The organism is Methylobacterium fujisawaense, from assembly GCF_039619325.1.
Taxonomy (GTDB): Bacteria; Pseudomonadota; Alphaproteobacteria; order Rhizobiales; family Beijerinckiaceae; genus Methylobacterium; species Methylobacterium fujisawaense.
This window is the reverse complement of record NZ_CP155000.1, coordinates 3,570,001-3,591,915: the sequence shown is the minus strand read 5'-3', so window position 1 is coordinate 3,591,915 and position 21,915 is coordinate 3,570,001. Positions and strand designations below refer to the sequence as shown.

Below are 21,915 nucleotides of genomic sequence, written 5' to 3'. Positions count from 1 at the left end.
TCCCATGCACGTGACGATCGAGCAGGCCGAGACGGCGATCGCGGCCGCGCGGGCGAAGGCCGTCGAGCTCGGCACCCAGATGTGCATCGCCGTGGTGGATTCCGGCGGCAACCTCAAGGCGTTCCACCGCATGGACGATGCCTGGGTCGGGTCTATCGACATCGCCCAGAAGAAGGCCAAGACGTCGGTGTTCTTCGGCATGATGACCGGCCAGATCGGCCAGCTGTCCCAGCCGGGTGGTCCGCTTTACGGGATCGAGCACTCCAACGACGGGCTGATCACCTTCCCGGGCGGGATCCCGATCGTCGACGCCGACGGCGTGATGTCGGGCGCCATCGGGGTCAGCGGCTCGACGGTGGAGAACGACCACACCGTCGCGGAAGCCGGCGCCAAGGCCATTGGCCAGACCGAATTGCCGGCCCATCCCTGGCGCACCTGAGCCTGCGGATTCCTCAGGGCTCGCGCCGCGCCAGCGCACGGCCGATCCCGAGGAGCAGCATCTCCGAGACCGTCTTCAGATAAGGGTCCCCGTGGCGCTCCAGCGCCGCGTGGACCGCGATGCCGTGGTCGGCCGCGACGTTCAGGTCGGCCCCCTGCGCGGCGCCGCTGCCCTCCGCGGCCCGCACCGACGGCGGATGGAGATCCGTCACGTCGATATAGGCGCCGCGCCCCCGCAGCGCGCCGTCCGCGTCGGGCGTCAGGCAGCCGCGGTTGAGGATCCAGCGGGTCTCGCCCGCCCCGGTCAGGATGCGGAACTCCAGCGAAACCGGGCCCCCGGTCCGACGGACATGGTGGATCCGGCCGAACACCCAGTCCCGGTCCGCCGGGTGGATGCGGCCGAGGGCGGCGTCCAGCGGCAGCGGCGTCCCGGCGAGCCGCGGGTCCCCCGCCAGAAGGGACGCCGCGCCCGTATCGAGCACCGACCGGCCGGCCCGGACGTCCGTATCCCAGAGTCCGATCAGTCCGGCGGCCTGCAGGGCAGAGGCTGCCGTAGAAGCCAGCATCATGGAATCCTCTCCGAACTGGCTAGTATCGATGATTGTACGATGATGGACAGATTGATCCGCGCCACATGCGCGCGGCAAGCCGGATGTCCAGTATCGTCCCGGTCGACAGCTTCACACGCGGCGTCGCGGCCGCCGAGTTTCGGGTCGCATTGCGGCCGAGGAAGACATCGATGCGGCGCAGGGCGAATCTCGGCGTTCCTCGACAGGTCTCGGTCGTCCCATCACGGCACAAAGACCGGATCCACATCGCTGCGGCAGAGAAAGTTCGATCACAAATGATGGGTAGACCGCGCGATCGGAGAGAATTCCGCACTCCGCCCCGGGCTCCGGGACGGCCGCTGCCCGGCCGCCGGAACGCGCGTCGCCCGACCCTGGTGCGGGTTGCCGGTGCGCCGTAACCTGCACCGTCCGGTCGGCATTCGGCAGAGGCACCATGGAGCGCACGGTGGACCGCATCAACCTCCCGCTCTCGCAGGTCCGGCTCTGGGACAGCCTGATGGACCTCGCCCGGATCGGCGCGCTCCCCAACGGCGGCAACGACCGGCAGGCCCTGACCGACCGTGACGCCGAGGGACGCGCCCTGTTCCAACGCTGGGGCGAGGCGGCGGGGCTGACGCTCACCGTGGACCGGGTCGGCACCATGATCTTCCGCCGCCCCGGGCGCGATCCGAGCCGCAAGCCCGTGGCCATCGGCAGCCATCTCGACACCCAGCCCACCGGGGGCAAGTTCGACGGACCCCTCGGCGTGCTGGCCGGGCTCGAGATCATGCGCGCCCTGCACGAGGCCGGGATCGAGACCGAGGCGCCGCTCCTGCTGATCAACTGGTGCAACGAGGAGGGCGCCCGCTTCGCCCCGCCGATGAGCGGCAGCGGCGTCGCCATGGGCATCGTCCCGGAGGCCGACATCCTGGCGACCCGGGACCTCGCGGGCCACGTCTTCGGCGACGCGCTGCGGCGCATCGGCTGGCAGGGCACGGCGGATCCGGCCGCCCTGCGGGAGATCGGCGCCTATTTCGAGCTCCACATCGAGCAGGGCAAGCGCTTGGAGGAGGCCGGCCTCACCATCGGGGTGGTCGACCGGGCGCTCGCCCAGATCTGGTACGAGATCACCGTGCTGGGCGAGGAGGCCCATGCCGGCAGCCCCATGGCGGGCCGGCGGGACGCGATGATGGCCGCGGCGGCGCTGATCGCCTCGCTGGAGGACATCGCCGAGACGGCGGTCGGCGAGGGGGGCGAGCGCGGCCGCGCCACCGTCGGCGTGCTGAAGGCGGAGCCGGCGAGCCGCAACATCACGCCCGGCCGGGTCTGGTTCAGCCTCGACACCCGCCACGGCGACACCGCGCAGCTGGAGGCGATGGGGACGCGGATCCGCGCCCGGGCCGACGCGCTGGCGGCCGGGCGCGGCGTCACGATCCAGGTCTCGGAGTTCTGGCGGGCGCCCCCGACCCCGTTCGATCCGGTTCTGGTGGATCGCGTCCAGGCGGCGGCGGAGGCGCGGGGCCATGCCTGGACGCGGATGCCGACCGCGATCTACCACGACGCCGTCTACTGCGCCCGTGCGGTGCCGGCGGCCCTGGTGTTCTGCCCCTGCCACGGCGGGATCAGCCACAACGAGGCCGAGAGCATCACGCCGGCCTGGGCCGGGGCCGGCCTGGAGGTGCTGGCCGACGCGGTGCTCGCGACGGCGGGTCTCGCCGCCCCCCGGACCGGGCCGGCCTGAGCCCCGCCCGCACCGGCACCCGCGTACGAACGGAGACTGGGTTCCGCATGTCCGACGACAACGTCATCCGCCCCGCCTTCGGCGTCCCCCGCACCCCCGCGCCGGAACCGGAGCCCGATCCCGCCCAGGCGCCCCTGCGCGTCTTCGGCACGGGGGCCGGCCATCGGGTCGGCCTGATCCGGGACCCGTCGGCGGTCGAGGGCGACGTGATCCGGGTCGTGGTCGGTCCGGAGGACGAGCGGGGGGTCGAGACCGTGGCGCTGCTCCCCGCCGACGCGGAGACCGAGGCCGAGCGGATCGGGTTCGCCATCCTGCGGGCGCTGGAAGTGGTCGAGGGCGCGGTCTGAACCGCCGGGCGGGCGGCGCGCGGTCTCGGAGAGCGGGAGCGGCCGGGGCGAACGGGCGCCGGCGGGAGGGCGGCGGGAGGGAAGGCATGACGGGCGTTCGGATCAGCAGCACGGAGATCGCGATCCCCGCGCGGGCCGGACTGGTCTGGTCCGTGCTGACGGATCTGGATTCCTACCCGGCGTGGAACCCGTATATCCGCAAGGCGGCGGGCCGCCTGCGCGAGGGCGCGCGCTGGCGCCTGGAGCGGACCCTGAACGGCCGCGCCTACCGGACGCGCCAGGTGACGGTGACCGGCTGGGAGCCCGGCCGGCGCCTCGCGTGGCGCGGCGGCCTCACGATGCCGCCCCTGCTCGTCGGCGAGCACGAGGTCCGGATCCTCGAGACCGCCGACGGGGTCCGCCTCGTCCAGGCGGTGGCCGTCGCAGGCCTGCTCGCCCCCGCCCTGGTCCCGTGGCTGCGGACGCGCCTGCAGGCCCGGTTCGCGGCGATGAACGAGGCCCTGCGCGACGAGGTCCTGCGCCGGCTGGCCGAGAGCGCCTGACCGCTCCGGTCAGACGACCGGCTTCGGCTTGACGACGGGCGAGCGCGTCAGGCTCTCGATCGCGCGGCCCGGCCGTCCGGCCTTGCGGGCGATCTCTTCCTCCTGCTCGGCGATGAGCTGCCGGGCCGGCTCGTCGCCGTCCAGGCCGCCGAGGATCTCGGCCGGCACACGCCGGTTCGAGGCCCGTGAACCGTCCGTGAAGACGATATCGAACAGAACGGAGCCCCGCTCCTGAGGTCTCGACTTGATGCGTTTGGCCATAGGTGCTGATACGCCGCCGGAATCGGTCGCGGCAAGGTGCGTCGCCGGGCAGGGGGTTGCGCGACGCGCACTGCCGGGTCCGGGCGCCGCCTTGCTCCTGCCGCGATCCCTCCGCCGCCCGTACGGGACGGGCGCCGGCAAGCCGAGGACGTGTGCGTGATACCCTGGGTTCATCTCGATACCGGATCCGTGCCCGGGGGCGGCACCGACCTGCGCCTGATGCGGCGCGGAGACGAATTCGCCATCATGGCCGACACGATCGAGCTCATGAACAACCGGCGCAGCGGTTCCGAGGTGGCGCTCGCCGCGATGACCTGCGCGCGGCTCCAGGACCGGCCCCGGGCCCGGATCCTGATCGGCGGCCTCGGCATGGGCTTCACCCTGCGGGCGGCGCTCGAAGGCCTCGGGCCGGAGGCGCAGGTGGTGGTGGCCGAACTGGTGCCCGCCGTGGTCGCCTGGGCCCGGGGGCCGCTCGCCCACGTCTTCGCCGGCTGCCTGGACGATCCGCGGGTCGACCTGCAGGAGGCCGACGTCAACCGCCTGATCCAGGCCGGCCCGGCGCGCTACGACGCGATCCTGCTCGACGTCGACAACGGCCCGGAGGGGCTGATGCGCAAGGCGAACGACCGGCTCTACGACAATTGGGGCCTGAAGCGCGCCCGCTGGGCCCTGCGGCCGGGCGGCATCCTGGGCGTCTGGTCGGGCGCCCCGGACCGGAAGTTCAAGAGCCGCCTGCAGCGCTCCGGCTTCGCGGTCGACGAGCAGCGCGTCCACGCGAGCGGCCGGGGCAGCGGCCCGAAGCACGTTGTCTGGCTCGGGACCCGGACCGAGGGGCAGGCCGAGGCTCGGGACGAGGCTCGGGGCGACGCTCGGGGTGAGGGCCGGAGCGAGGGCCGGCCGGCGGGCGGCGCCGGACCGCGCGGACCGGCCCAGGGCCGGCGGCGGCCGGCGCGCTAGGGCCGTTCCCGCACGGGGTGCAGCCTGGTTCTGTGATTCCCGACCGCGGAGTGACGGGACCGACGATGCGGCCTCTGCGGCGTTCCGATCCACCCCTCTCCGCCTGAGGGGCCCGCGCTCCGGCCCCTCAGGCGGACGGGGGCGGGTCGGACGGCCGGCCCTGGTCCGGAGCGCGCCATAGCAACGCGGGGAGAACGGCTCTCGCGACCGGGGCTGACGCCCAGGGTCGCACCCCCTGTCCCGATGCGGGACGCTTCCGCACATTCCCAGCATGGGTGCGACGGGCGGGCATCTCTACACGGTCGAGGTCAGGCCGAGCCGGCATGATCCCGGCCGCTTCACCTGGGCGATCCGCGACCGCGGCAAGCTGGTCCGGGGGTCGTTCCGCCCGTACACCTCCGAGCACGCGGCACGCGCCGTCGCGGAGGCGGAGATCGAGCGGCTCATCGGCCAGGATGGTCGGTCTGGGGGGGCCTAGATCCCGTTCTCGTCCACCCGCCACCGCCAGATCCGCGTGCAGGGCGCCCTGCGCGTCGCGCGGTCCGTCCGCGATCCCGCGCGATGATATGCTTCAGGCGCATGGCTGAGCGGCCCGACAGGGGAGCATATGCATATCTCCCCGGCGTCCGATCCGTTGCATGCCGCACTGCGGTATCCTATCTTTGCATTGCGGGATGGCGATGGCGTCGCGATCCCGCTGCCCTTCTTGGGCGTTTCCTCCCTAGACTTCGGGCCGCTCCTTCGGGAGTGGCCTTTTTTGTTTGCGCCGACGCACGGTTCGTTGGCGCGGAACCGGGAGCTTGGCGGTACGTTTTTCCGCCATGGAACACTACCGCTCCACCCTCGGTACCACTGCCGTTGCCGTATTCGGGCTGGTGGCAGCCGCGCATATTCTGCATCCGGGCAATTACGAGGTGCAGACACGCCCTGCACGCCCGGTCGTGACGGCTGCGGCACCGGTCGCGCCGGCCGCCTGGGTGAATCCCCCGGCCCACGCATCCGCACCGGAGACCACCGGGGCGCTGGCAGCTGGCCCGACGCCGCGGATCGCCGCCGCGGTTCCCTCCACGGCGATGCCGACCGCGCCGCTTCCGGCCGAGATGGCACGTCCGGCCGAACCGCTGCGGAAGGCCGTGGCGACGCATCGGCCGAAGGGGGCGGAGCGTGGGTCGCGCCGGACTGCCCGGCTTCGCCACGCCGCACTCGAGCGCACCGCGCAATCCGATCGGCCCGCCGTCGTCGTCGCGGCCCCCCAGACGGCCCCGGTGGCCGCCCCGTCCCCGAAGATCGATCCGATCGGCGACATCATCCGCGGTCTCGGGCTCGGTCGCGACGGCTGAGCCGCACCGCGATGTCCCGACTCCGACGCGGCGGAAGGGTGCGTCGCGCACAGGGTGGCGAGATCCGCCGGCTGGTCCCGGGGCAGGTGCGCATCGCCGGTGCGCAGGGCGATGCTGTCGCCACGGCGCAGATATAAGTCGGTCGTGATGGACCGGCCCGCCGACGGCAGAACGAACCGGGTGGCGGTGGGTCGCTCGGCTTAGGCGGTCGCCCGGGCGATGCCCATTCCGATCGCAGCCCCTGTCATCTCCGGCGCAAGAGAGGGCGTCATCTGTTTGGGTCGTCGCCGTCCAGGGTGGCGCCGGGGCAGTCGCGCGCCGCCAGGGCGCTGCGGACATGCTCGCGGAAGACCTGGACGCGGGCGGGCAATTCGCGCCCCGCGAGGGTGACGGCGCGCAGGTGCGCGCCGCGGGTCGCCCAGGGGCTGAGCACCCGCAGGATCTCCCCCGCCTCCACGGCGCGGGCGGCGACGAGGCTCGGGAGATGGCCGATCCCGGCGCCCGCCAGGGTCAGCCGGTGCGCGGTGGCGAAGTCGCTGACCCGGATGGCCGGGCTCAAGGCCAGCGGCTCGGTACGGCCCTGCCCGTCGGTCAGCACCAGTCCCGCCGTGCCGATCCGCTCCCGGGCGAGGATCAGGTCGTGGTCGCGCAGGCCCGCGAGGTCCGTCGGGGCCGGGCGGCGCAGCAGATAGGCGGGGGCGGCGTAGAGGCCCAGAGCCAGGGTCGCGAGGACCATCGCGCGGTAGCCGGTCTCCTCCGCGCCGCCGAGACGCAGGGCGAGGTCGATCCGGTTGGCCGCGAGGTCGAGGCGCGCGTCGGTGTTCAGCATCTCCACGGTGATCTGCGGGTAGGCGGTCCGGAAGCTCGCGACGATCTCGGGCATCACCTCGATCCCGAAATCGATCGAGGTCGTGATCCGCAGATGCCCGGTCGGCACCGTGCGGGCGTCGCGGGCGGTCTCGGCCGCCTCGTCGAGGAGGGTCAGGCTCTCCTGCGCCTTGGCGTAGAAGGCCAGCCCCTCGGCCGTCGGCGAGACCGCCCGTGAGGTGCGCGCCATCAGCCGGGCGCCCAGCGCCTGTTCCAGGCGGGAGATCCGTCGGCTGACGCTGCCCTTGGTCTCCTGCAGGCTCGCGGCCGCGGCCGTCACCGTGCCGAGGTCGACGACGGCGCAGAAGGCCCGAACATCCTCGAGTCCGCCCCGGAAGGTTTCCGTTCTCGCAACCATGGGGTTCCGGATAGCAGGCTCAACCGGTGCCGTGAACGGGTCTACAGGGCTGCTGCGGCGCAGCGAATCGCGCTCGACCGTCTGCTCTGCAGGAGACACCCTTGAAGTCGATTCTCGCCTCCGGCCTGCTGGCCCTGCTGGTCGCCACCCCGGTCGCCACCTCGGCGCTGGCCCAGACCCCGCCGACCCGCGATCCGGCGCAGATCCAGGCCGGCACCTACGCGGTCGATCCCGGCCACACCCAGGTCGGCTGGCGCGTGTCCCATATGGGCTTCTCGAACTATGCCGGCGGCTTCTCGGACGTGTCCGGCACGCTGGAGCTGCAGCCGAAGAACCCGGCGGCGGCCAAGCTCTCGGTGAAGATCCCGGTCGCCTCGGTGACGACCACCAGCGCCAAGCTCACCGACGAGCTCAAGGGCGACCAGTGGCTCGACGCCGCCAAGTTCCCCGACATGACCTTCGTGTCCACCAAGGTCACGCCGGCCGGCAAGGACCACGCGAAGGTGACGGGCGACCTGACGCTCCACGGCGTGACCAAGCCGGTGACGCTGGACGTCACCCTGGTCGGCGCCGGCGTGAACCCGCTGAGCAAGAAGTATACGGTCGGCTTCGAGGCCACCGGCACGCTCAAGCGCTCGGAGTTCGGGGTGAAGACCTACGTGCCGCTGATCGGCGACGAGCTGCACCTCACCATCGCGGGCGCCTTCGAGAAGCAGGACTGACACCGGGGGATCGGCCATGGCGAACGGGGTTTCCGCGCGGCGGTACTCCGCCGTGGCGATCCTGCTGCACTGGGCGAGCGCGCTCTCCGTGCTCGTCCTGATCGGCCTCGGGCTGACCATGACGCACGCGGCCCTGGCGCCGCTGCGCCAGTTCCAGCTCTACCAGTGGCACAAGTCGGTCGGCGTCACGGTGCTGGCGCTGACGGTCCTGCGCCTCCTCTGGCGCCTGACCCACCGGCCGCCACCGCACCCGGCCGGGATGCCGGCGCGGGAGCGGCGGGCGGCCGCGGCGGCGCATCACCTGCTCTATCTGCTCCTCGTCGGGCTGCCCCTGACCGGCTGGGCCGTGGTCTCGCTGTCGCCGTTCAACATCCCGACGGTGCTCTACGGCCTCGTCCCCTGGCCGCACCTGCCGCTGGCGGCCCACGTCCCCGACCCCGCCGCCGCCGAGGGCCTCCTCAAGCAGGTCCATGCCCTGGGGGCGTGGTTCCTGGCGGCGCTCCTCGCCGTCCACGTGGCGGCCGCCCTGCGCCACCATTTCCTCCTGCGCGACAACGTGCTGCGCCGCATGCTGCCGGGGCGCCGGCCGTCGACCGCCCCGATCGTGGAGCCCACCCGATGAACGCGCGTCACCTCTGCCTGCTCGCGGCGCTGCAGGGCGCGTTCTTGTGCGCGTTCCTGGGCGGGGCCCTGCCGGCCGCCGCCGCCGAGTGGGCGGTGGATCCGGCCCGGAGCGCGATCCGGTTCTCGGGCGTGCAGGTCGGCGTCCCGTTCACCGGGCGGTTCGAGCGGTTCACGGCCAGCGTGGATTTCGACCCCGCCAAGCCCGAGGCGGGGCACGCGCTCGTGCTGGTCGACCTCGCCAGCGCGCGGACCGGGGACGTCCAGCGCGACGAGGCCCTGCCGCAGAAGGACTGGTTCGACGACAAGGCGTCGAGCGAGGCGCGCTTCGAGGCGACCCGCTTCGTCGACAAGGGGCAGGGCGACTACGCGGCGGTGGGGACGCTGACGATCCGCGGCACGAGCCGGCCGGTGACGCTGCCGTTCCACCTGACCTTCGACGGCGGCGCGGCGCATGCCGTGGGGCGCGTCGGCCTCGTCCGCACCGAGTTCGGCGTCGGGCAGGGGGCCTGGGCCTCGGGCCAATGGGTGGCGCTCGATGTCGGCGTCGAGGTCGACATCGTCGCGACGGCGCAGCCGGCCTCCGGCCACTGATCCCGGCCCCGGTCGAATCCTTCGGCGGGTGTCACGCGCTCCGTCATCGCGAGCGCAGCGAAGCGACCCAGGGTAGCGCGCCCTCCGTAAGTGTGGCGCTCCTGGATCGCTTCGCTGCGCTCGCAATGACGGCGGCCGGGCGTCGGACGCCGCCCCGTCCCGGCCCGCTACCCCGGCCGGTCCTCCGACCCGGTGCCCAGCGCCCGCTGGACCATGACGCTGTCCGACCAGTGGCCGTACTTGAAGCCCACCGCCCGCAGGTAGCCGACCCGCTCGAACCCGCAGGCCTCGTGGAGCCGCAGGGACGCCGCGTTCTCGGCGTCGATGTAGCCGATCATCTGGCGGTAGCCGCCGGCCGCGCAGGCTTCGATCAGGGCCGGCAGCAGCCGGCGGCCGATCCCGGCATGCAGGTGGTCGGGATGCACGTAGATCGAGTGCTTCAGCGTGTAGCGGTAGGCCGGGCGTTTCCGGAACGGCACCGCGTAGGCGTAGCCCGCCACCGCGCCGTCCCGGTCGGCCACGAGGTGGGGCAGGCGCTTCTTGCGCATGGTCTTGCGCCGCCGCTTCAGGTCGTCGGGAAGCAGACGGTCCTCCTCGGCGACGCCGACATCGCTCACGCCCCTGCTGATGTGGTGCTCGTAGATCGCCACCATCGCCTCGACATCCGCATCCGAGGAGGCGCGGATGACGATGTCGGGGCAGGTGCGGGCCGGGACCAGGCCGGGCGTCTCGACCTCGATCTCCATCAGGCCCCCTCGCGTGCCACGTAGGTGTGGAAGCGGATCCGCCCGTCCGGATCGACCTCGCGGTAGACACCCTGGATCTCGGCCTCGAAGCCCGGGAACAGGTTGGCGGAGGCCTCGAACATCTTGAAATAGTCGAGCATGGGCTTGGCCCGGTCGTCCAGGCGCTCGCCCGGCAGCACCGTGCCGATGCCCGGGGGATAGACCAGCATCAGCGTGGTGGCGATCCGCCCCTCGGCCTCGGCGATCGGCACGTAATCGACCTTGTTGCGGGTCAGCAGCTGGGCGGCCTTCTTGGGCGGCATCACCATCTCGGGCAGGTGCTCCGGGGCGAACTGGCGCCGCTGGAGCGTGGAGGTGCCGGCCTCCCGGTGGAAGGCGTGGAATTCGGCGCAGAGGTCGCGCAGGCGCACACCGCGGTAGCGGTTCGGCCGGCGGTTGACGAATTCCGGCATGGCCTCCTCCAGCGGGACGTTGTCGTCGTGGAGCCGCTTGAAGGCGACGAGGCCCGAGATCAGCGTGCCGGCCTTGGAGGATTCGACCCCCGGGGTCAGCAGGAAGAGCAGCGAGTTCAGGTCGTTCTTCTCGGCGACGATCCGGTTCTCACGCAGGTATTGCGCCACGATCGGCGCCGGCACGCCGTGCTGGGCGTAGGCCCCCGTGTGCCGGTCGAAGCCGGGGGTGAGCACGGTGAGCTTGTTCGGGTCGGTGATCGCATAGCCCGGCGCCACGTGGGTGAAGCCGTGCCAGCGGGCGCCCGGCTTCAGCTCCCAGTGGCGCGGCGTGGCGGCGAGCTCGTCGGTCGGCACGCTCTCCCACGGCACCTCGGCCCCGTCGGCATTCACCGTCACGTCCGGCACGAAGGGGTCGAAGAACCAGCGCCGGGCCGGATCGCCCTCGCGCTCCTCGAACTCCCGCCGGATCGCCCGGACCTTCTTGCGCCACTCGATCCCGAGCCGGATCGTGTCGTCCCACAGGATCATGCCGGAGCGGCCCTTCATCATCTGGGCGCCGACGTCGAGCGAGGCGAAGAGCGGGTAGAAGGGCGACGTGGAGGCGTGGACGAGGAAGCTCTCGTTGAGCCGCTTGTGCTCGACCCGCCGGGTCTGGCCGCGGATATGCCCGTCGCGGGTGTGGATCTGCGAGGCCTGGGAGAAGCTCGCGAGCTGCTTGTGGGTCGATTGCGTGGCGACGATGCCGGGCGAGGTCTCGTCGAGGCCGGTCAGCCCCATGGCGAAGCGGCGGGCGTAGAGCGGGTGGAACTTCATGAAGCCCGCCCAGGCCTCGTCGAACAGGATGTAGTCGCAGAGGTGGCCGATCTTCTCCAGGATCTCCTGGGCGTCGTAGATCGTGCCGTCGTAGGTGCACTGCTCGATCACCGCGACGCGGAACGGCCGCTCCCGGCGCCACGCCTCGGGATCGGTCACCAGCGGGTTCCGGCGGATCTTCTCCCGGATCCGGGTCTCGTCGAGGGCCTCATGATACATGGGGCCGATCAGGCCGTAGGCGTTCCGGTCCGTTTCCAGAAAGATCGGGATGCCGCCGCCCAGGAACAGGGCGCCGTGATGCGCCGCCTTGTGGTTGTTGCGGTCGAACAGGACGAGGTCGTCCTCCGCGATCAGCGAGGACAGGACGATCTTGTTGGAGGCCGAGGTGCCGTTGAGGACGAAGTAGGTCTTCTCGGCCCCGAAGATCTTCGCGGCCTCCTTCTGGGCCTTCAGCGCCGGGCCCTCGTGGGTCAGCAGGTCGCCGAGGTCGAGGACCGAGTTGTCGAGGTCGTCGCGGAAGATCGCTTCCCCCAGGTGCTCCACGAAGATCCGGCCGATCGGCGACCGGTTGTAGAAGATGCCGCCGTTGTGGCCCGGGCAGGTCCAGAGCTGGTTGCCCTTCTCGGCGTAGTCGACGAGCGCGCCGAAGAACGGCGTCTTGAGGGTCTGGGCGTATTGCGTGACCCGGCTGACGAGGCCGCGGGCGATGAATTCCGGCGTCTCCTCCGCCAGGAAGATGTAGCCGTCGATGAAATCGAGCAGTTCGACCGGGATGTGCTCCAGCCGCTTGCGGCGGACCATGATGACGATCGGCATCTCCAGGCCGCGCTTGCGCATCATGTCGATGAGGGCGGCGGCCTTGCCGTCGAGGCCGCGCTTGCCCCAATCGACCACGAGACAGCCCACCGCGGCGTCGGTCTGCACGGCGATGGCCGCGTCCTCGACCCGCCGGGCGCGCACCACCTCGAAGCCGCGCTGCTCCACGGCTGCCACGATCTGATTGACGCGCGCGCCTTCGAGATCGTCCGGATCGAAGGCGGGGGCGCACATCAGGACCGTGAAGCGACGGTGGAAGTCCATGGAGCCCTCTCTGGCCTCGGATGCAGCGCGTGGCTTTCCGGCCCGTCTGCGACGATTGCATGACAACGTGCGCGGCGGGCGGTCGTGGTGCGGACGAAAGGGCGTGATCCGGGCGCGGTCGGAGCCGTTGGACCGCGGCCTTCCCATCCGCGCCCTCGTCCTGAGGTGCCGGTCGGAGATCGGTCGCGCGGCCCGCGGCAGCAACCCGTCTCAGGGTATCACAGGGCGCGCCGCCGCGCCCAGACATCCGGATTGACCAGTCCGCCCGGCCGCCGGCCTGCCAGCACGTCGACCACGCGGCCGGCGGCGGTTTCGGCGGTGCGGATCAGGGCCGACCCGGTGGAACCGCCGACATGGGGCGTCAGGATCGCCCGCGCCTGACGGGCGAGGGGGTGGTCGGCCGGCAGGGGCTCCTGGGCGAAGACGTCGAGCCCGGCGCCCGCGATCGTGCCGGATTCCAGCGCCTCCACCAGGGCCGCCTCGTCGATCAGACCACCGCGGCTGGTGTTGATCAGGAAGGCGTCCCGCTTCATCCGGGCGAGCTGGTCCCGGCCGATCAGGCCGCGGGTGGCCGGGGTCAGGGGCACGTGCAGGGAGACGATGTCGGCCTCCGCGAGGAGCGCGTCCACCGAAGGAGCCCGCAGGGCGCCGGCATTGGCGAAGTCGGCGTCCGGCCGGCTCGGGCCGTAGGCCAGCACCCGCAGGCCGAGGGCCGTGCCGAGCCGGGCCGTCGCCTGCCCGATCGCCCCGAAGCCGACGAGGCCCAGCGTCAGGCCGGCCAGCTCGATCAGGCGGGCGGTGAACTTGAAGCTGTCGTCCCCGCGCCGGACCGAGCGGTCGGCCTCCGGCAGGGCCTTGGCCAGGGCGAAGATCAGCGCCAGCGTCTGCTCGGCCACCGAGACGGCGTTGGCGCCGGGCGTGTTGACCACCACGATCCCGGCCTCGGTCGCCTCGGCGGTGGCGACGTGGTCGGTGCCGGTGCCGTGCACGCCGATCACCCGCAGGGCCGGGGCCGCCGCGATGGCGCGGGCCGGGAAGCCGGTGTTGCGGGTGATGACGGCGACGCAGTCGGCGGCCTCGCGGGCCAGGGTCTCGGGATCGGTGCCGCTCGCCGGACGCGGCTCCAGCCCGGCCGCCCGCAGCCGGTCGAGGCCCGCCGCGTGGATCGGCTGGACGATGAGGCACGGACCGGTGATCACGGGAAAACCTCTGCACTAGAGGAGGGGTGACAGGCACGTTTCGCGCCGGGCCCGTCTAGGCGGGGTGGGCAACCCTGGCAACCGGGCGCCCCGGTCTCCGCCGCGGCAACCCGATCGGACGCGCGCGATCCACACCCGATCGCGGCCGTGTCGGGCCCCGCACGCCCCGCCCGGCCCGACGATCCCGGCCGCGCGCCTCAGCCGAGCTCCGGCCCGGCCTTCCGCGAAATCGCCTGCTCGACCGTGCGATGATGAGTGAGGCACTGATAATGATGTCGTTCGGCAATGGAAGCCAGTATAGAACGCACTCAATATCGATCACGTAGATCGACCCTGCGCGCGCTGAATATAATTATAATTAATCCAAATGTATTTTTGACACACGTAGAGATATTTGCTGCCTTGCTCCGTGATTCGGAGCTTTCGTCACGACAATGCGGTCTCAAGATTTCTCGGTGCCGGTTTCCGCGCGGAACCGGCGCCGGCGGCGCGCGGCCCGGCCGGTTCTCCCGATGGCTGTCCTGCTGGGCTTCGTCGGTTCCGGGCTGCACGCGGCCCGCGCGGAGGAGGCCGGGGCCGGCCGGGAGGTCCAGCTCGACGAGATCTCGGTCGCGAGCGCGGCCGCGCCGCGCGGACCGGTGCCGGCCTATGCCGGCGGTCAGGTGGCGCGGGGCGGTCGCCTCGGCCTGCTGGGCGATACCGAGATCCAGGAGGCGCCCTTCAGCATCGCCAGCTACACCGACACGCTCATCCGGGACCGGCAGGCGCGGACGGTGTCCGAGACCCTGGTCCTCGACCCGTCGGTGCGCGCCACCCAGACCACGGGGGCGCCGTTCGACTCCTTCTCTATCCGGGGCTTCCCGTCCAACGAGAACACCAGCGGCGAGGTCGCCTTCGACGGGCTCTACGGCATTGCCCCGAGCTTCCGCATCTTCACCGACTACGTGGAGCGCATCGAGGTCCTGAAGGGGCCGTCCGCCGCCCTCACGGGGGTGTCGCCGAACGGCGCGGTCGGCGGCGTGGTCAATATCGTCCCGAAGCGCGCCGGCGCGGACCTGACCCGCGTCACCCTGGATTACGGCTCGACCGCCTGGGGCGGCAGCCAGGTCGACGTCGCCCGCCGCTGGGGGCCGGGACGGGAATGGGGCGCCCGCGTCGTCGGCAGCCTGCACGGCGGCGCCACGCCCTTCGACCGCCAGACCGAGACGACCGGCGTCGCGGCCCTGGCCCTCGACTACCAGGGTGACCGGTTCCGCGCGTGGCTCTACCTGCTGGCGCAGACGGACCGCTTCAACGCGCCGCTGCGCCCGTTCCTCCTGCGGGCCGGCGTGCCCGTACCGCGGGCGCCCGACGGTCGCCTGAACCTGACCCAGCCCTGGGAATACTCGGACGTCGACGATCGCGGCGGCCTGCTGCGCACCGAGTACGACCTGACCGATCAGGTCACGCTGTTCGCGGATGTCGGCGGCGGGCAGACCGGAGTGGAGCGGTACTTCCAATCGGCGCCGACGATCCTCAACGGCCGCGGCGACACGACCAGCACGCCGCAATTCTACGCCCTCGGCGTCGACCGGCTCACCTACGACGCCGGCGTCCGGGCCCGGTTCGAGACCGGATTCATCCGCCACGCCCTCACGCTTCAGGGCTCCGTGTACGACGAGGCGACGGGACGGCGGTTCTCGCCCGGCCGGGGCGCTTACCTGTCGAACCTCTACGTGCCGGCCCTCGTCCCGTACATCGCGCCGATCTACGGCATCGGCCGGCCCCGCCTGTCCGACAGCACCCTGTCGGGGATCGCGGTGGCCGACACGCTGTCGGCCCTCGACGAGCGCGTCCTGCTGACCCTGGGTGTGCGCCGCCAGCGCGTGGAGGCGCACAATTACCTGTCGAATGTCGGCACGCTGGCCTCGTCGTACGACAAGAGCGCCACGACCCCGATGGTCGGTCTCGTGGTGCGGCCCTGGGACTCGGTCTCGCTCTACGGCAACTACATCGAGGGCCTGAGCCGCGGCGACGTGGCTCCGGCGGTGGCGACCAATTCCGGCACGATCCTCGCTCCCTACGTGGCCCGACAGGTCGAGGCGGGTGTGAAGCTCGATCTCGGCCGGTTCGGCGCCACGCTTGGCGCCTTCCGGATCACGAAGCCCGCGGGCGAACTCGGCCCGCAGGGGCGCTTCGCGGCGACCGGCGAGCAGCGCGTCGGCGGCCTCGAGCTGAGCCTGTTTGGCGAGATCACGCCGCAGGTGCGCGTGGTCGGCGGCGTGACCCTGCTGGACGGACGCCTCGTCCGGACGGCGCTCGCCGCCAATCGCGGGCACCGGCCGATCGGCGTGCCGGAGGCCCAGGCGAGCCTGGGCGCCGAGTGGGACCTGCCCGGGTTGCCCGGCCTGACGCTCAACGGCGCCGTCATCTCCACCGGGCGGCAGTTCGTCGACCTCGCGAACACCCAGGCCCTGCCGGCCTGGGCCCGCCTCGACCTTGGCCTGCGCTACACGACCCTCGTCGCCGAGCGGCCGACGACCTTCCGGGCCAGCGTCCTCAACGTAACCGACGCGCGGTACTGGACCGGAGTCGCGTAGTTCGGCACCTTCTTTCAGGGCGCGCCGCGCACCTACCTGCTGTCGATGGCGGTGGATCTCTGAGCCGGACCGGAGCGGCCATGCTGCTTCTGACGGGCCGCGCGATGTTTCACGGGAAACATTTTCTTAACCCTGAAGGTCGGGCGTGCGGGGGCCGCCCGCTGTTGCAGCGGCGCCGTCGCGGCGCGGCGCCGGCCGGGTTACCACCGGTCCACCATGACCACATCGAGCTGGCGCACCCTCCGCAACGAGCAGGCCCGGGCGCGACTGGAGAAAGCCCTGCCGGCCATCTTCCCGGCACCGGTCCTCCAGCACGCCTTGGCGCGCCCGCTGATCCCGCCGACGCCGCGGCTCGCAGTCGAGAGCTACTGGCGCAACCATATCCTCCGCGCCGACCGGCTGGCCCGGGCGCTGGCGGCCCGCTCCGGGACGCCCGAGGGCTGGACCTGGCAGCTCGGGGCCGAGGGCCGGGCCGGAAGCTTCCGCATGCCGCCGGCGCCCTACCGCGATCCGGCCTTCGCCCGCGGCCGGGGCGTCTGCTGCATTTGCGGTCAGCCGGTCTACCGGTTCGGCTGGCACCGGGATCTCTGGGCGCGCGGCGCCCCCAACACCAATGCCGGCTGGCACGCGGCCTGTGTCGCGGCCTGGAAGTTCTGGATCGCGCCGCATGCCCAGGTCCGGGCGCTGAAGCTCCGCCAGCGGCATCGCTGCACCACCACCGGCAAACGCCTGCTGAAGACGGCCGAGGTCGATCACACCCTGCCGCTCTACCGGGTCTGGCGGGAACACCGCGACGCGCCCTGGCCGGTGCTGCTCGGCTATTGGGGGGCGCCGAACCTGCAGGTGGTCAACCGCGCCGCCCATGTCGACAAGTGCCGCGACGAGGCGGCCGAGCGCTCCCGGACCGTGCAGCGCGCCCGTTTCCGGGTGGTCGAGGACGAGTCCGGGTTCAGCGTGGTCGAGGAGGAGTGACCGGCCGGCTCAGCCGTCCAGGGCCTCGAAGGCCCGCGACAGGTCGGCCAGCAGGTCGGCTTCCGCCTCCAGGCCGACGGAGAGACGCAGCAGCCCGTCGGTGATGCCCGCGATGGCGCGCGCTTCCGGGTCCATGGCCGCATGCGTCATGGTCGGCGGATGGGCGATCAGGCTCTCGACGCCGCCCAGGGATTCGGCCAGCGTGAACACCCGCAGGGCCTCCACGAAGGTCTTCACCGCCGCACGGCCCCCGGCGAGCTCGAAGCTCAGCATGGCGCCGAAGCCCGCCTGCTGCGTCTTCGCCAGGGCATGTCCCGGATCGGTGGGCAGACCCGGGTAATGCACGCGGGCCACCGCCGGATGCGTCTCCAGGAAGGCCGCCAGGACGGCGGCGTTGCGCTGCTGCTGCTCCACCCGCACGAACAGGGTGCGCAGGCCCCGGAGTGTCAGATAAGCGTCGAGGGGCGAGCCCGTGACCCCGATCGTGTTCGCCCAGGCGGCGAGTTCATCCCCAACGGCCTTGTCGGCGGCGACCACGACCCCGCCGATGACGTCGGAATGGCCGTTCAGGAACTTGGTGGTGGAATGGACGACCAGATCCGCCCCGAGGGCGATCGGCTGCTGCAGGGCGGGCGACAGGAAGGTGTTGTCCACCACGGCCAGCGCGCCGGCCGCCTTCGCGCCCGCGGTGATGCGTCGGATATCCACCACGCGCATCAGTGGGTTGCTGGGCGTTTCGATCAGCACGACCTTCGGCCCCTCGGCCAGGGCCGCCGCCCGCGCGTCCGGATCGGTCTGGTCGACGAAGGCCACGCGGTAATGCCCGCGGGCGGCGCGGAAGCTCAACAGCCGGTGAGTCCCGCCGTAACAATCGTGCGGTGCGACCAGGAGATCGCCCGGCCGCAGGCTCGACAGCGCGAGATCGAGGGCCGCCATGCCGCTCGCCACCATGACGGCGCGGGCGCCGCCCTCGAGCTTGGCGATCGTGTCGGCGAGGGCGTCCCGCGTGGGGTTGCCGAGACGCGAGTAGTCATAGGGTCCGGCCTGCTCGAAGGCCGGGAACTTGAAGGTCGTCGACAGGTGGATCGGCGCGATCACCGCGCCGAAGGCCGCGTCCTGGGCCACGCCGTTGGCCGCCGCAACGGTACGGGCCGCAAATCCCTCTGACATCGCCTCGTCCTCCACGCAGAGATCGTCCGCACCGTCCAACCGGAGCGAACGGGCGTTCTTTATGCAGAACGTATCAGACTTTCAAGAGAACGATCCCGCGTTCATGCTGGGACCGTCAGCGCCCGGCGACGCCACGGCCACGGCGCCATGCCGGCGAAGACCTATCCCGTCGGATCCGCGCGCGCAGCAGGGCCGCCGCCCGATAGCCGAGCATCACGGTGGACAGTCCGTAGCGCAGGACTGTGTCGCCCCGGCGGTCGGTTCGCCGCCTTGGCCGAGCATGACGACCGCGTGCCAGTGCCGCAGGCCTTGTGCGCGCTGCGGGGTGAACGCGTCGAACAGGGTGGTCCTGTCGATGGCGGACAGGCGCAGGCCCAGGACGCCACCGGTCATGCCCGGGGGCTCCGGAGGTCGTGCGGCCGCGTCATCGGGTCCTTCGAGATCGGCCACGATGACACCCTTTCGCCCGCCCGCCGCGGTGGAGTCAGGCGGTGCGGGTGTCGCGCACCGCCGCCGGTGGCGTCTCGTCCGCCACGGCCGGTGCGGCGGCCCGCACGCCCTCGGCCTCCTGCGCCAGGGCGCGGGCCAGGAGGCCGGCCCGTCCGGCCCACAAGTCCCGTTCGTCGCGCAGGACCTCAAGCCGGTCCGCGGAGGCGGCCAGTGCGACGCGCAGGCCGTCGATCTCCGCCCGCAGGTCGGTCGTACGCTGCCGCTCGCTCGCCAGGGCCGCCTTGAGCACGCTGAGGGCGGCTTCGGCCGCGCCGCGCGTCCCGGCGGGGCGACGCAGGACCGGTGCGGCCCGCGGCGCCCGATCCGACCCGGCAGGAGCCGGCGCCGGGGCCTGGGATGCGGGCTCCGGACGCAGCCGCGCGATCTCGGCCCGCACCTGCGCGACGTCGAGCCCGGCAGCCGCCCGCGGCTCGGGCCCGGCCGCCAACGGCGCCCTCTCCACGGGGGCGCTCTCCAAGGGAGCGGCCTGCACGGGGGCAGCCTCCACGGGGGCAGCCTCCAAGAAGGCTGTCGCCACGGGATTGGCCCCCACGACCGGGAATCCCTCTTCCTCGAGAACGAGCCCGTGCAGCATGGCGAAGACCCGGTCGCCGTCGAGGCGCGCGAGGTCGAAGCCGCTCTCGGCCGAGAGGCTGCTGAAGCGGGCCTGCCCGCTGGACGACTGGCCCACGAACGCCATCGACCAGTTGGCGAAGGCGCGGCTCTCCGCCGGGCCGCATTGCAGGACCGTGACGTCGTCGTGCCGCAGGTCGCGCTGGATCCGCTCGAAGGTCGTCTCGACCCCCCGACGCGGACCTTCGAGCACCTGCGCGAAGGCGCCCGCGTTGAACATCAGGGCGCCGGTTACCGCGAGGGCCGCGTTGTTCCGCTGGGACGCGTCCAGGATCTGGCGGACCGCGGCCATCACCTCCGGCTCCGAGCCCTGCAGCAGGTTTTTGCTGGCATAGACGAGACGGTAGAGGTCGCTCATGGCAAGGCGTCCCGAAGGGGAGAGTGATCAGGTCTGCGGAAAGCCGGCGAAGACCTGGCGCAGGTCCTCGGCGGGTACGGGCTTGCTGATGAGGTAGCCCTGCACGTCGGTGCAGCCCTCCAGGCGGATGCGCTGCATCTGCTCGGCCGTCTCGACGCCCTCGGCGACGGTGGTCATGCCCAGGCTCTTGCCCAGGCCGGCGATCGCCCGGATGATCGCCTCCCCGTCGGGCTTGCTGGTCAGATCCTTCACGAAGGAACGGTCGATCTTGATCTTGTCGAAGGGGAACGAGCGCAGGTAGCTCAGCGACGAGTAGCCGGTGCCGAAATCGTCCATGGAGACGCGCACGCCGAGTTCCCGCAGCCGGTGCAGGGTCTGGAGCGTCCTGTCGTTCTCCTGCAGCAGAACGCCCTCGGTGATCTCCACCTCCAGCCGCCGGGCGGGCAGCCCCGAGCCGGCCAGGGCCGAGATGATCGTCTCCACCAGCCGGTCGCTCTTGAACTGCGCCGGCGAGACGTTGACCGCCACCGACATGTGCTCCGGCCAGGTCATGGCGTCGCGGCAGGCCTGGCGAACGACCCACTCGCCGATCGGGACGATGAGGCCGATCTCCTCGGCGAGCGGGATGAAGTCGAGGGGCGAGACCAGCCCGCGTTCGGGATGGCGCCACCGGATCAGGGCCTCGCAGCCGATCAGCGTGCCGCTCGCGAGCTGCAATTGCGGCTGGAAGTGCAACTGGAATTCCCGCCGGGCGAGCGCCTGCCGCAGGTCGAGTTCGAGCTTGCGGCGCGCCTGCATGCGCGCATCCATCTCCGGCTCGAAGAACCGGTAGGTGCCGCGGCCGTCGAGCTTGGCCCGGTAGAGGGCGAGGTCGGCGTTCTTCAGGAGCCGGTCGGCGTCGGTCCCGTCCTCGGGGGCGAGCGCCACGCCGACGCTGGCGCCGATCGTCAGGAGATGGCCCTCCACCATGTAGGTCCGGCCGATCAGGTCGACGACGCGGCGGGCGAGGGCCTGCGTGCCCGCCGCGTCGCGGATCCCGGCCTGGAGGATAACGAACTCGTCGCCGCCGATCCGCGCCACCGTGTCGGTGGGCCGCACCGTCGAGCGCAGGCGGTCGGCGACCGTCTCCAGCAGCGCGTCGCCGATCGGATGACCGAGCGTGTCGTTGACCGGCTTGAACCGATCGAGGTCGATCAGCAGCAAGGCGCAGCACTCGCCCGTGCGCGCGAGACGCGCGAGCGCCTCGGCGAGACGCTCGCGCAGGAGCAGGCGGTTCGGCAGACCGGTGAGGGGATCGCGCCGCGCCATCGCGTCGGCCCGGGCTTCCGTGGCCTTCCGGGTGCTAACATCCTCCAGCGAGACGACCCAGCCGCCCGTCGCGAGGGGATGGAGTTCCACCTGGACCGTGTGGTCCCGGTGCCGCAACTCGAACACGACCGGCTGCCGCCGGGCCAGCGCGCGGCGGAGGCTGCGCAGCAGGGCGCCCCGCGGCGGGGCGGTCCCGGCCCGCAGGGCCCGCAGCAACGGGATCGCCGAAGCCTGCACCCGCAGCGCGACATTGAGGCCGGCCAGGAGCTGCCGGGCCGGGGCGTTCGCCGCGATGACCGTCCCGGTGGGGTCGATCATCAGCAGACCCTGCCGGACCGCGTCGAGAAAGGGGAGCAGGGGATCGCGCCCGACGCCCCGCTCCGGCAGGGGCGGACGCGCCGCCTCCCGGCGCGACAGGTCGGCAGGCTGGGGATCCGCGCGCATGCCAAGGGGCCTCGGAGTGAGCCGCCGGGCAAGCTGCGGCTGGAAACAGGAATTCCTTAGATGCGAAGATGCTAATTCCATCTTTAAGCACCAGAAGATCGCGGGCCTGATCTGCGTTTAAGACTGCGAATGCGATCATGCCGCTCGCCGCCGCCCGGTCCGCTGCGCTCAAGCCATGAGCCGGGTGCTCTTCAGGGAGCCGCAGGCGGGGGCGGGCGTCGGCGATCGCGGCGATCCGCAGGTTCCCGGCCGGAGCGCCCGGCCTGTCGGCCGCGCGAGGGGGATCGCTTCGGGCACCCGGACAGGACGCTTGCGAAACCGCCGGTCCGCGGAGGA

The 21,915-nt window shown here is 72.0% G+C and carries 21 protein-coding genes and 1 pseudogene; 12 read left to right on the top strand and 10 right to left on the bottom strand.

Features of this window, described 5'->3' with window-relative positions:
- The first annotated feature begins 4 nt into the window (after positions 1-4).
- Complete coding sequence (locus ABC766_RS17065; protein ID WP_043355601.1) at positions 5-439, top strand: GlcG/HbpS family heme-binding protein; 435 nt, start codon at positions 5-7, stop codon at positions 437-439.
- Positions 440-452: 13 nt separating this feature from the next.
- Here the strand turns inward: ABC766_RS17065 and ABC766_RS17060 are convergent, their stop codons facing one another.
- Positions 453-1,007 (bottom strand): PAS domain-containing protein, encoded by a 555-nt coding sequence (locus ABC766_RS17060; protein ID WP_053611299.1) that lies wholly within the window; start codon positions 1,005-1,007, stop codon positions 453-455.
- A 433-nt stretch (positions 1,008-1,440) separates the two neighbouring features.
- Between ABC766_RS17060 and ABC766_RS17055 the strand changes: the two genes are divergently transcribed.
- From ABC766_RS17055 to ABC766_RS17045, 3 genes are all read left to right on the top strand, one after another.
- Positions 1,441-2,727, top strand: a complete 1,287-nt coding sequence (locus ABC766_RS17055) for a Zn-dependent hydrolase (protein WP_179697454.1) — start codon at positions 1,441-1,443, stop codon at positions 2,725-2,727.
- 47 nt (positions 2,728-2,774) lie between these two features.
- Positions 2,775-3,074, top strand: a complete 300-nt coding sequence (locus ABC766_RS17050; protein ID WP_043348759.1) for a hypothetical protein — start codon at positions 2,775-2,777, stop codon at positions 3,072-3,074.
- A gap of 86 nt (positions 3,075-3,160) precedes the next feature.
- Positions 3,161-3,616, top strand: coding sequence for an SRPBCC domain-containing protein (locus ABC766_RS17045; RefSeq protein ID WP_043348757.1), 456 nt, complete (start codon positions 3,161-3,163; stop codon positions 3,614-3,616).
- Between the two features lie 9 nt (positions 3,617-3,625).
- On the opposite strand, the gene ABC766_RS17040 is transcribed toward ABC766_RS17045, so the two are convergent.
- On the bottom strand, positions 3,626-3,877 hold the full coding sequence (locus tag ABC766_RS17040) for a hypothetical protein (RefSeq protein WP_043348754.1): 252 nt from the start codon (positions 3,875-3,877) through the stop codon (positions 3,626-3,628).
- 156 nt (positions 3,878-4,033) lie between these two features.
- Between ABC766_RS17040 and ABC766_RS17035 the strand changes: the two genes are divergently transcribed.
- From ABC766_RS17035 to ABC766_RS17025, 3 genes are all read left to right on the top strand, one after another.
- Positions 4,034-4,834: a hypothetical protein gene (locus ABC766_RS17035; protein WP_179697455.1), complete on the top strand. Its 801-nt coding sequence runs from the start codon at positions 4,034-4,036 to the stop codon at positions 4,832-4,834.
- A 271-nt stretch (positions 4,835-5,105) separates the two neighbouring features.
- The gene (locus tag ABC766_RS17030; RefSeq protein WP_043348747.1) at positions 5,106-5,312 is read left to right on the top strand and encodes a hypothetical protein; all 207 of its coding nucleotides are present in this window, start codon (positions 5,106-5,108) and stop codon (positions 5,310-5,312) included.
- A gap of 322 nt (positions 5,313-5,634) precedes the next feature.
- Positions 5,635-6,174: a hypothetical protein gene (locus tag ABC766_RS17025; protein WP_345819107.1), complete on the top strand. Its 540-nt coding sequence runs from the start codon at positions 5,635-5,637 to the stop codon at positions 6,172-6,174.
- Positions 6,175-6,442: 268 nt separating this feature from the next.
- Here the strand turns inward: ABC766_RS17025 and ABC766_RS17020 are convergent, their stop codons facing one another.
- Positions 6,443-7,399: a LysR family transcriptional regulator gene (locus ABC766_RS17020; RefSeq protein WP_043348741.1), complete on the bottom strand. Its 957-nt coding sequence runs from the start codon at positions 7,397-7,399 to the stop codon at positions 6,443-6,445.
- A gap of 101 nt (positions 7,400-7,500) precedes the next feature.
- Here ABC766_RS17020 and ABC766_RS17015 point away from each other — a divergent pair, with 101 nt between their 5' ends.
- Genes ABC766_RS17015 through ABC766_RS17005 form a run of 3 tightly spaced genes read left to right on the top strand, consistent with a single transcriptional unit; the run spans position 7,501 to position 9,336 of the window.
- Complete coding sequence (locus tag ABC766_RS17015) at positions 7,501-8,121, top strand: YceI family protein (protein WP_043759663.1); 621 nt, start codon at positions 7,501-7,503, stop codon at positions 8,119-8,121.
- Positions 8,122-8,137: 16 nt separating this feature from the next.
- Positions 8,138-8,743 carry a cytochrome b gene (locus ABC766_RS17010; RefSeq protein WP_345819106.1) on the top strand — a complete coding sequence of 202 codons (606 nt, stop codon included), beginning with the start codon at positions 8,138-8,140 and terminating at the stop codon, positions 8,741-8,743.
- Complete coding sequence (locus ABC766_RS17005; protein WP_345819105.1) at positions 8,740-9,336, top strand: YceI family protein; 597 nt, start codon at positions 8,740-8,742, stop codon at positions 9,334-9,336. Before ABC766_RS17010 ends, ABC766_RS17005 begins: the two co-directional genes overlap by 4 nt.
- 167 nt (positions 9,337-9,503) lie before the next feature.
- Here ABC766_RS17005 and ABC766_RS17000 read toward each other — a convergent pair whose 3' ends face one another.
- The 3 genes from ABC766_RS17000 to ABC766_RS16990 all read right to left on the bottom strand — a co-directional run bounded on the left by ABC766_RS17000 (position 9,504) and on the right by ABC766_RS16990 (position 13,626).
- Positions 9,504-10,082 carry a GNAT family N-acetyltransferase gene (locus tag ABC766_RS17000; RefSeq protein WP_043348725.1) on the bottom strand — a complete coding sequence of 193 codons (579 nt, stop codon included), beginning with the start codon at positions 10,080-10,082 and terminating at the stop codon, positions 9,504-9,506.
- A complete protein-coding gene (locus ABC766_RS16995) occupies positions 10,082-12,427 on the bottom strand; it encodes an Orn/Lys/Arg decarboxylase N-terminal domain-containing protein (RefSeq protein WP_345819104.1) in 2,346 nt (781 codons plus the stop codon). Before ABC766_RS16995 ends, ABC766_RS17000 begins: the two co-directional genes overlap by 1 nt.
- A gap of 218 nt (positions 12,428-12,645) precedes the next feature.
- Positions 12,646-13,626 (bottom strand): hydroxyacid dehydrogenase, encoded by a 981-nt coding sequence (locus ABC766_RS16990; protein WP_342141937.1) that lies wholly within the window; start codon positions 13,624-13,626, stop codon positions 12,646-12,648.
- 512 nt (positions 13,627-14,138) lie between these two features.
- Here ABC766_RS16990 and ABC766_RS16985 point away from each other — a divergent pair.
- Positions 14,139-16,268 (top strand): annotated as a pseudogene (locus tag ABC766_RS16985) (TonB-dependent receptor).
- 153 nt (positions 16,269-16,421) lie between these two features.
- On the top strand, positions 16,422-17,177 hold the full coding sequence (locus ABC766_RS16980) for a hypothetical protein (RefSeq protein ID WP_179697460.1): 756 nt from the start codon (positions 16,422-16,424) through the stop codon (positions 17,175-17,177).
- Between the two features lie 9 nt (positions 17,178-17,186).
- Here ABC766_RS16980 and metB read toward each other — a convergent pair whose 3' ends face one another.
- From metB to ABC766_RS16960, 4 genes are all read right to left on the bottom strand, one after another.
- Positions 17,187-18,347 carry a cystathionine gamma-synthase gene (metB, locus tag ABC766_RS16975; protein WP_342141940.1) on the bottom strand — a complete coding sequence of 387 codons (1,161 nt, stop codon included), beginning with the start codon at positions 18,345-18,347 and terminating at the stop codon, positions 17,187-17,189.
- 213 nt (positions 18,348-18,560) lie between these two features.
- Positions 18,561-18,740, bottom strand: coding sequence for a hypothetical protein (locus tag ABC766_RS16970; protein WP_342141941.1), 180 nt, complete (start codon positions 18,738-18,740; stop codon positions 18,561-18,563).
- A 91-nt stretch (positions 18,741-18,831) separates the two neighbouring features.
- Positions 18,832-19,827 (bottom strand): BLUF domain-containing protein, encoded by a 996-nt coding sequence (locus ABC766_RS16965; RefSeq protein ID WP_342141942.1) that lies wholly within the window; start codon positions 19,825-19,827, stop codon positions 18,832-18,834.
- Positions 19,828-19,854: 27 nt separating this feature from the next.
- Positions 19,855-21,579 (bottom strand): putative bifunctional diguanylate cyclase/phosphodiesterase, encoded by a 1,725-nt coding sequence (locus ABC766_RS16960; protein ID WP_345819103.1) that lies wholly within the window; start codon positions 21,577-21,579, stop codon positions 19,855-19,857.
- Between the last annotated feature and the right edge of the window lie 336 nt (positions 21,580-21,915).

Coding starts and splice junctions, on each gene's coding strand:
- ABC766_RS17065 (WP_043355601.1), top strand. CDS start 5: ATGCACGTGACGATCGAGCAGGCCGAGACGGCGATCGCGGCCGCGCGG.
- ABC766_RS17060 (WP_053611299.1), bottom strand. CDS start 1,007: ATGATGCTGGCTTCTACGGCAGCCTCTGCCCTGCAGGCCGCCGGACTG.
- ABC766_RS17055 (WP_179697454.1), top strand. CDS start 1,441: ATGGAGCGCACGGTGGACCGCATCAACCTCCCGCTCTCGCAGGTCCGG.
- ABC766_RS17050 (WP_043348759.1), top strand. CDS start 2,775: ATGTCCGACGACAACGTCATCCGCCCCGCCTTCGGCGTCCCCCGCACC.
- ABC766_RS17045 (WP_043348757.1), top strand. CDS start 3,161: ATGACGGGCGTTCGGATCAGCAGCACGGAGATCGCGATCCCCGCGCGG.
- ABC766_RS17040 (WP_043348754.1), bottom strand. CDS start 3,877: ATGGCCAAACGCATCAAGTCGAGACCTCAGGAGCGGGGCTCCGTTCTG.
- ABC766_RS17030 (WP_043348747.1), top strand. CDS start 5,106: ATGGGTGCGACGGGCGGGCATCTCTACACGGTCGAGGTCAGGCCGAGC.
- ABC766_RS17020 (WP_043348741.1), bottom strand. CDS start 7,399: ATGGTTGCGAGAACGGAAACCTTCCGGGGCGGACTCGAGGATGTTCGG.
- ABC766_RS17010 (WP_345819106.1), top strand. CDS start 8,138: ATGGCGAACGGGGTTTCCGCGCGGCGGTACTCCGCCGTGGCGATCCTG.
- ABC766_RS17005 (WP_345819105.1), top strand. CDS start 8,740: ATGAACGCGCGTCACCTCTGCCTGCTCGCGGCGCTGCAGGGCGCGTTC.
- ABC766_RS17000 (WP_043348725.1), bottom strand. CDS start 10,082: ATGGAGATCGAGGTCGAGACGCCCGGCCTGGTCCCGGCCCGCACCTGC.
- ABC766_RS16995 (WP_345819104.1), bottom strand. CDS start 12,427: ATGGACTTCCACCGTCGCTTCACGGTCCTGATGTGCGCCCCCGCCTTC.
- ABC766_RS16980 (WP_179697460.1), top strand. CDS start 16,422: ATGACCACATCGAGCTGGCGCACCCTCCGCAACGAGCAGGCCCGGGCG.
- metB (WP_342141940.1), bottom strand. CDS start 18,347: ATGTCAGAGGGATTTGCGGCCCGTACCGTTGCGGCGGCCAACGGCGTG.
- ABC766_RS16970 (WP_342141941.1), bottom strand. CDS start 18,740: ATGACCGGTGGCGTCCTGGGCCTGCGCCTGTCCGCCATCGACAGGACC.
- ABC766_RS16965 (WP_342141942.1), bottom strand. CDS start 19,827: ATGAGCGACCTCTACCGTCTCGTCTATGCCAGCAAAAACCTGCTGCAG.
- ABC766_RS16960 (WP_345819103.1), bottom strand. CDS start 21,579: ATGCGCGCGGATCCCCAGCCTGCCGACCTGTCGCGCCGGGAGGCGGCG.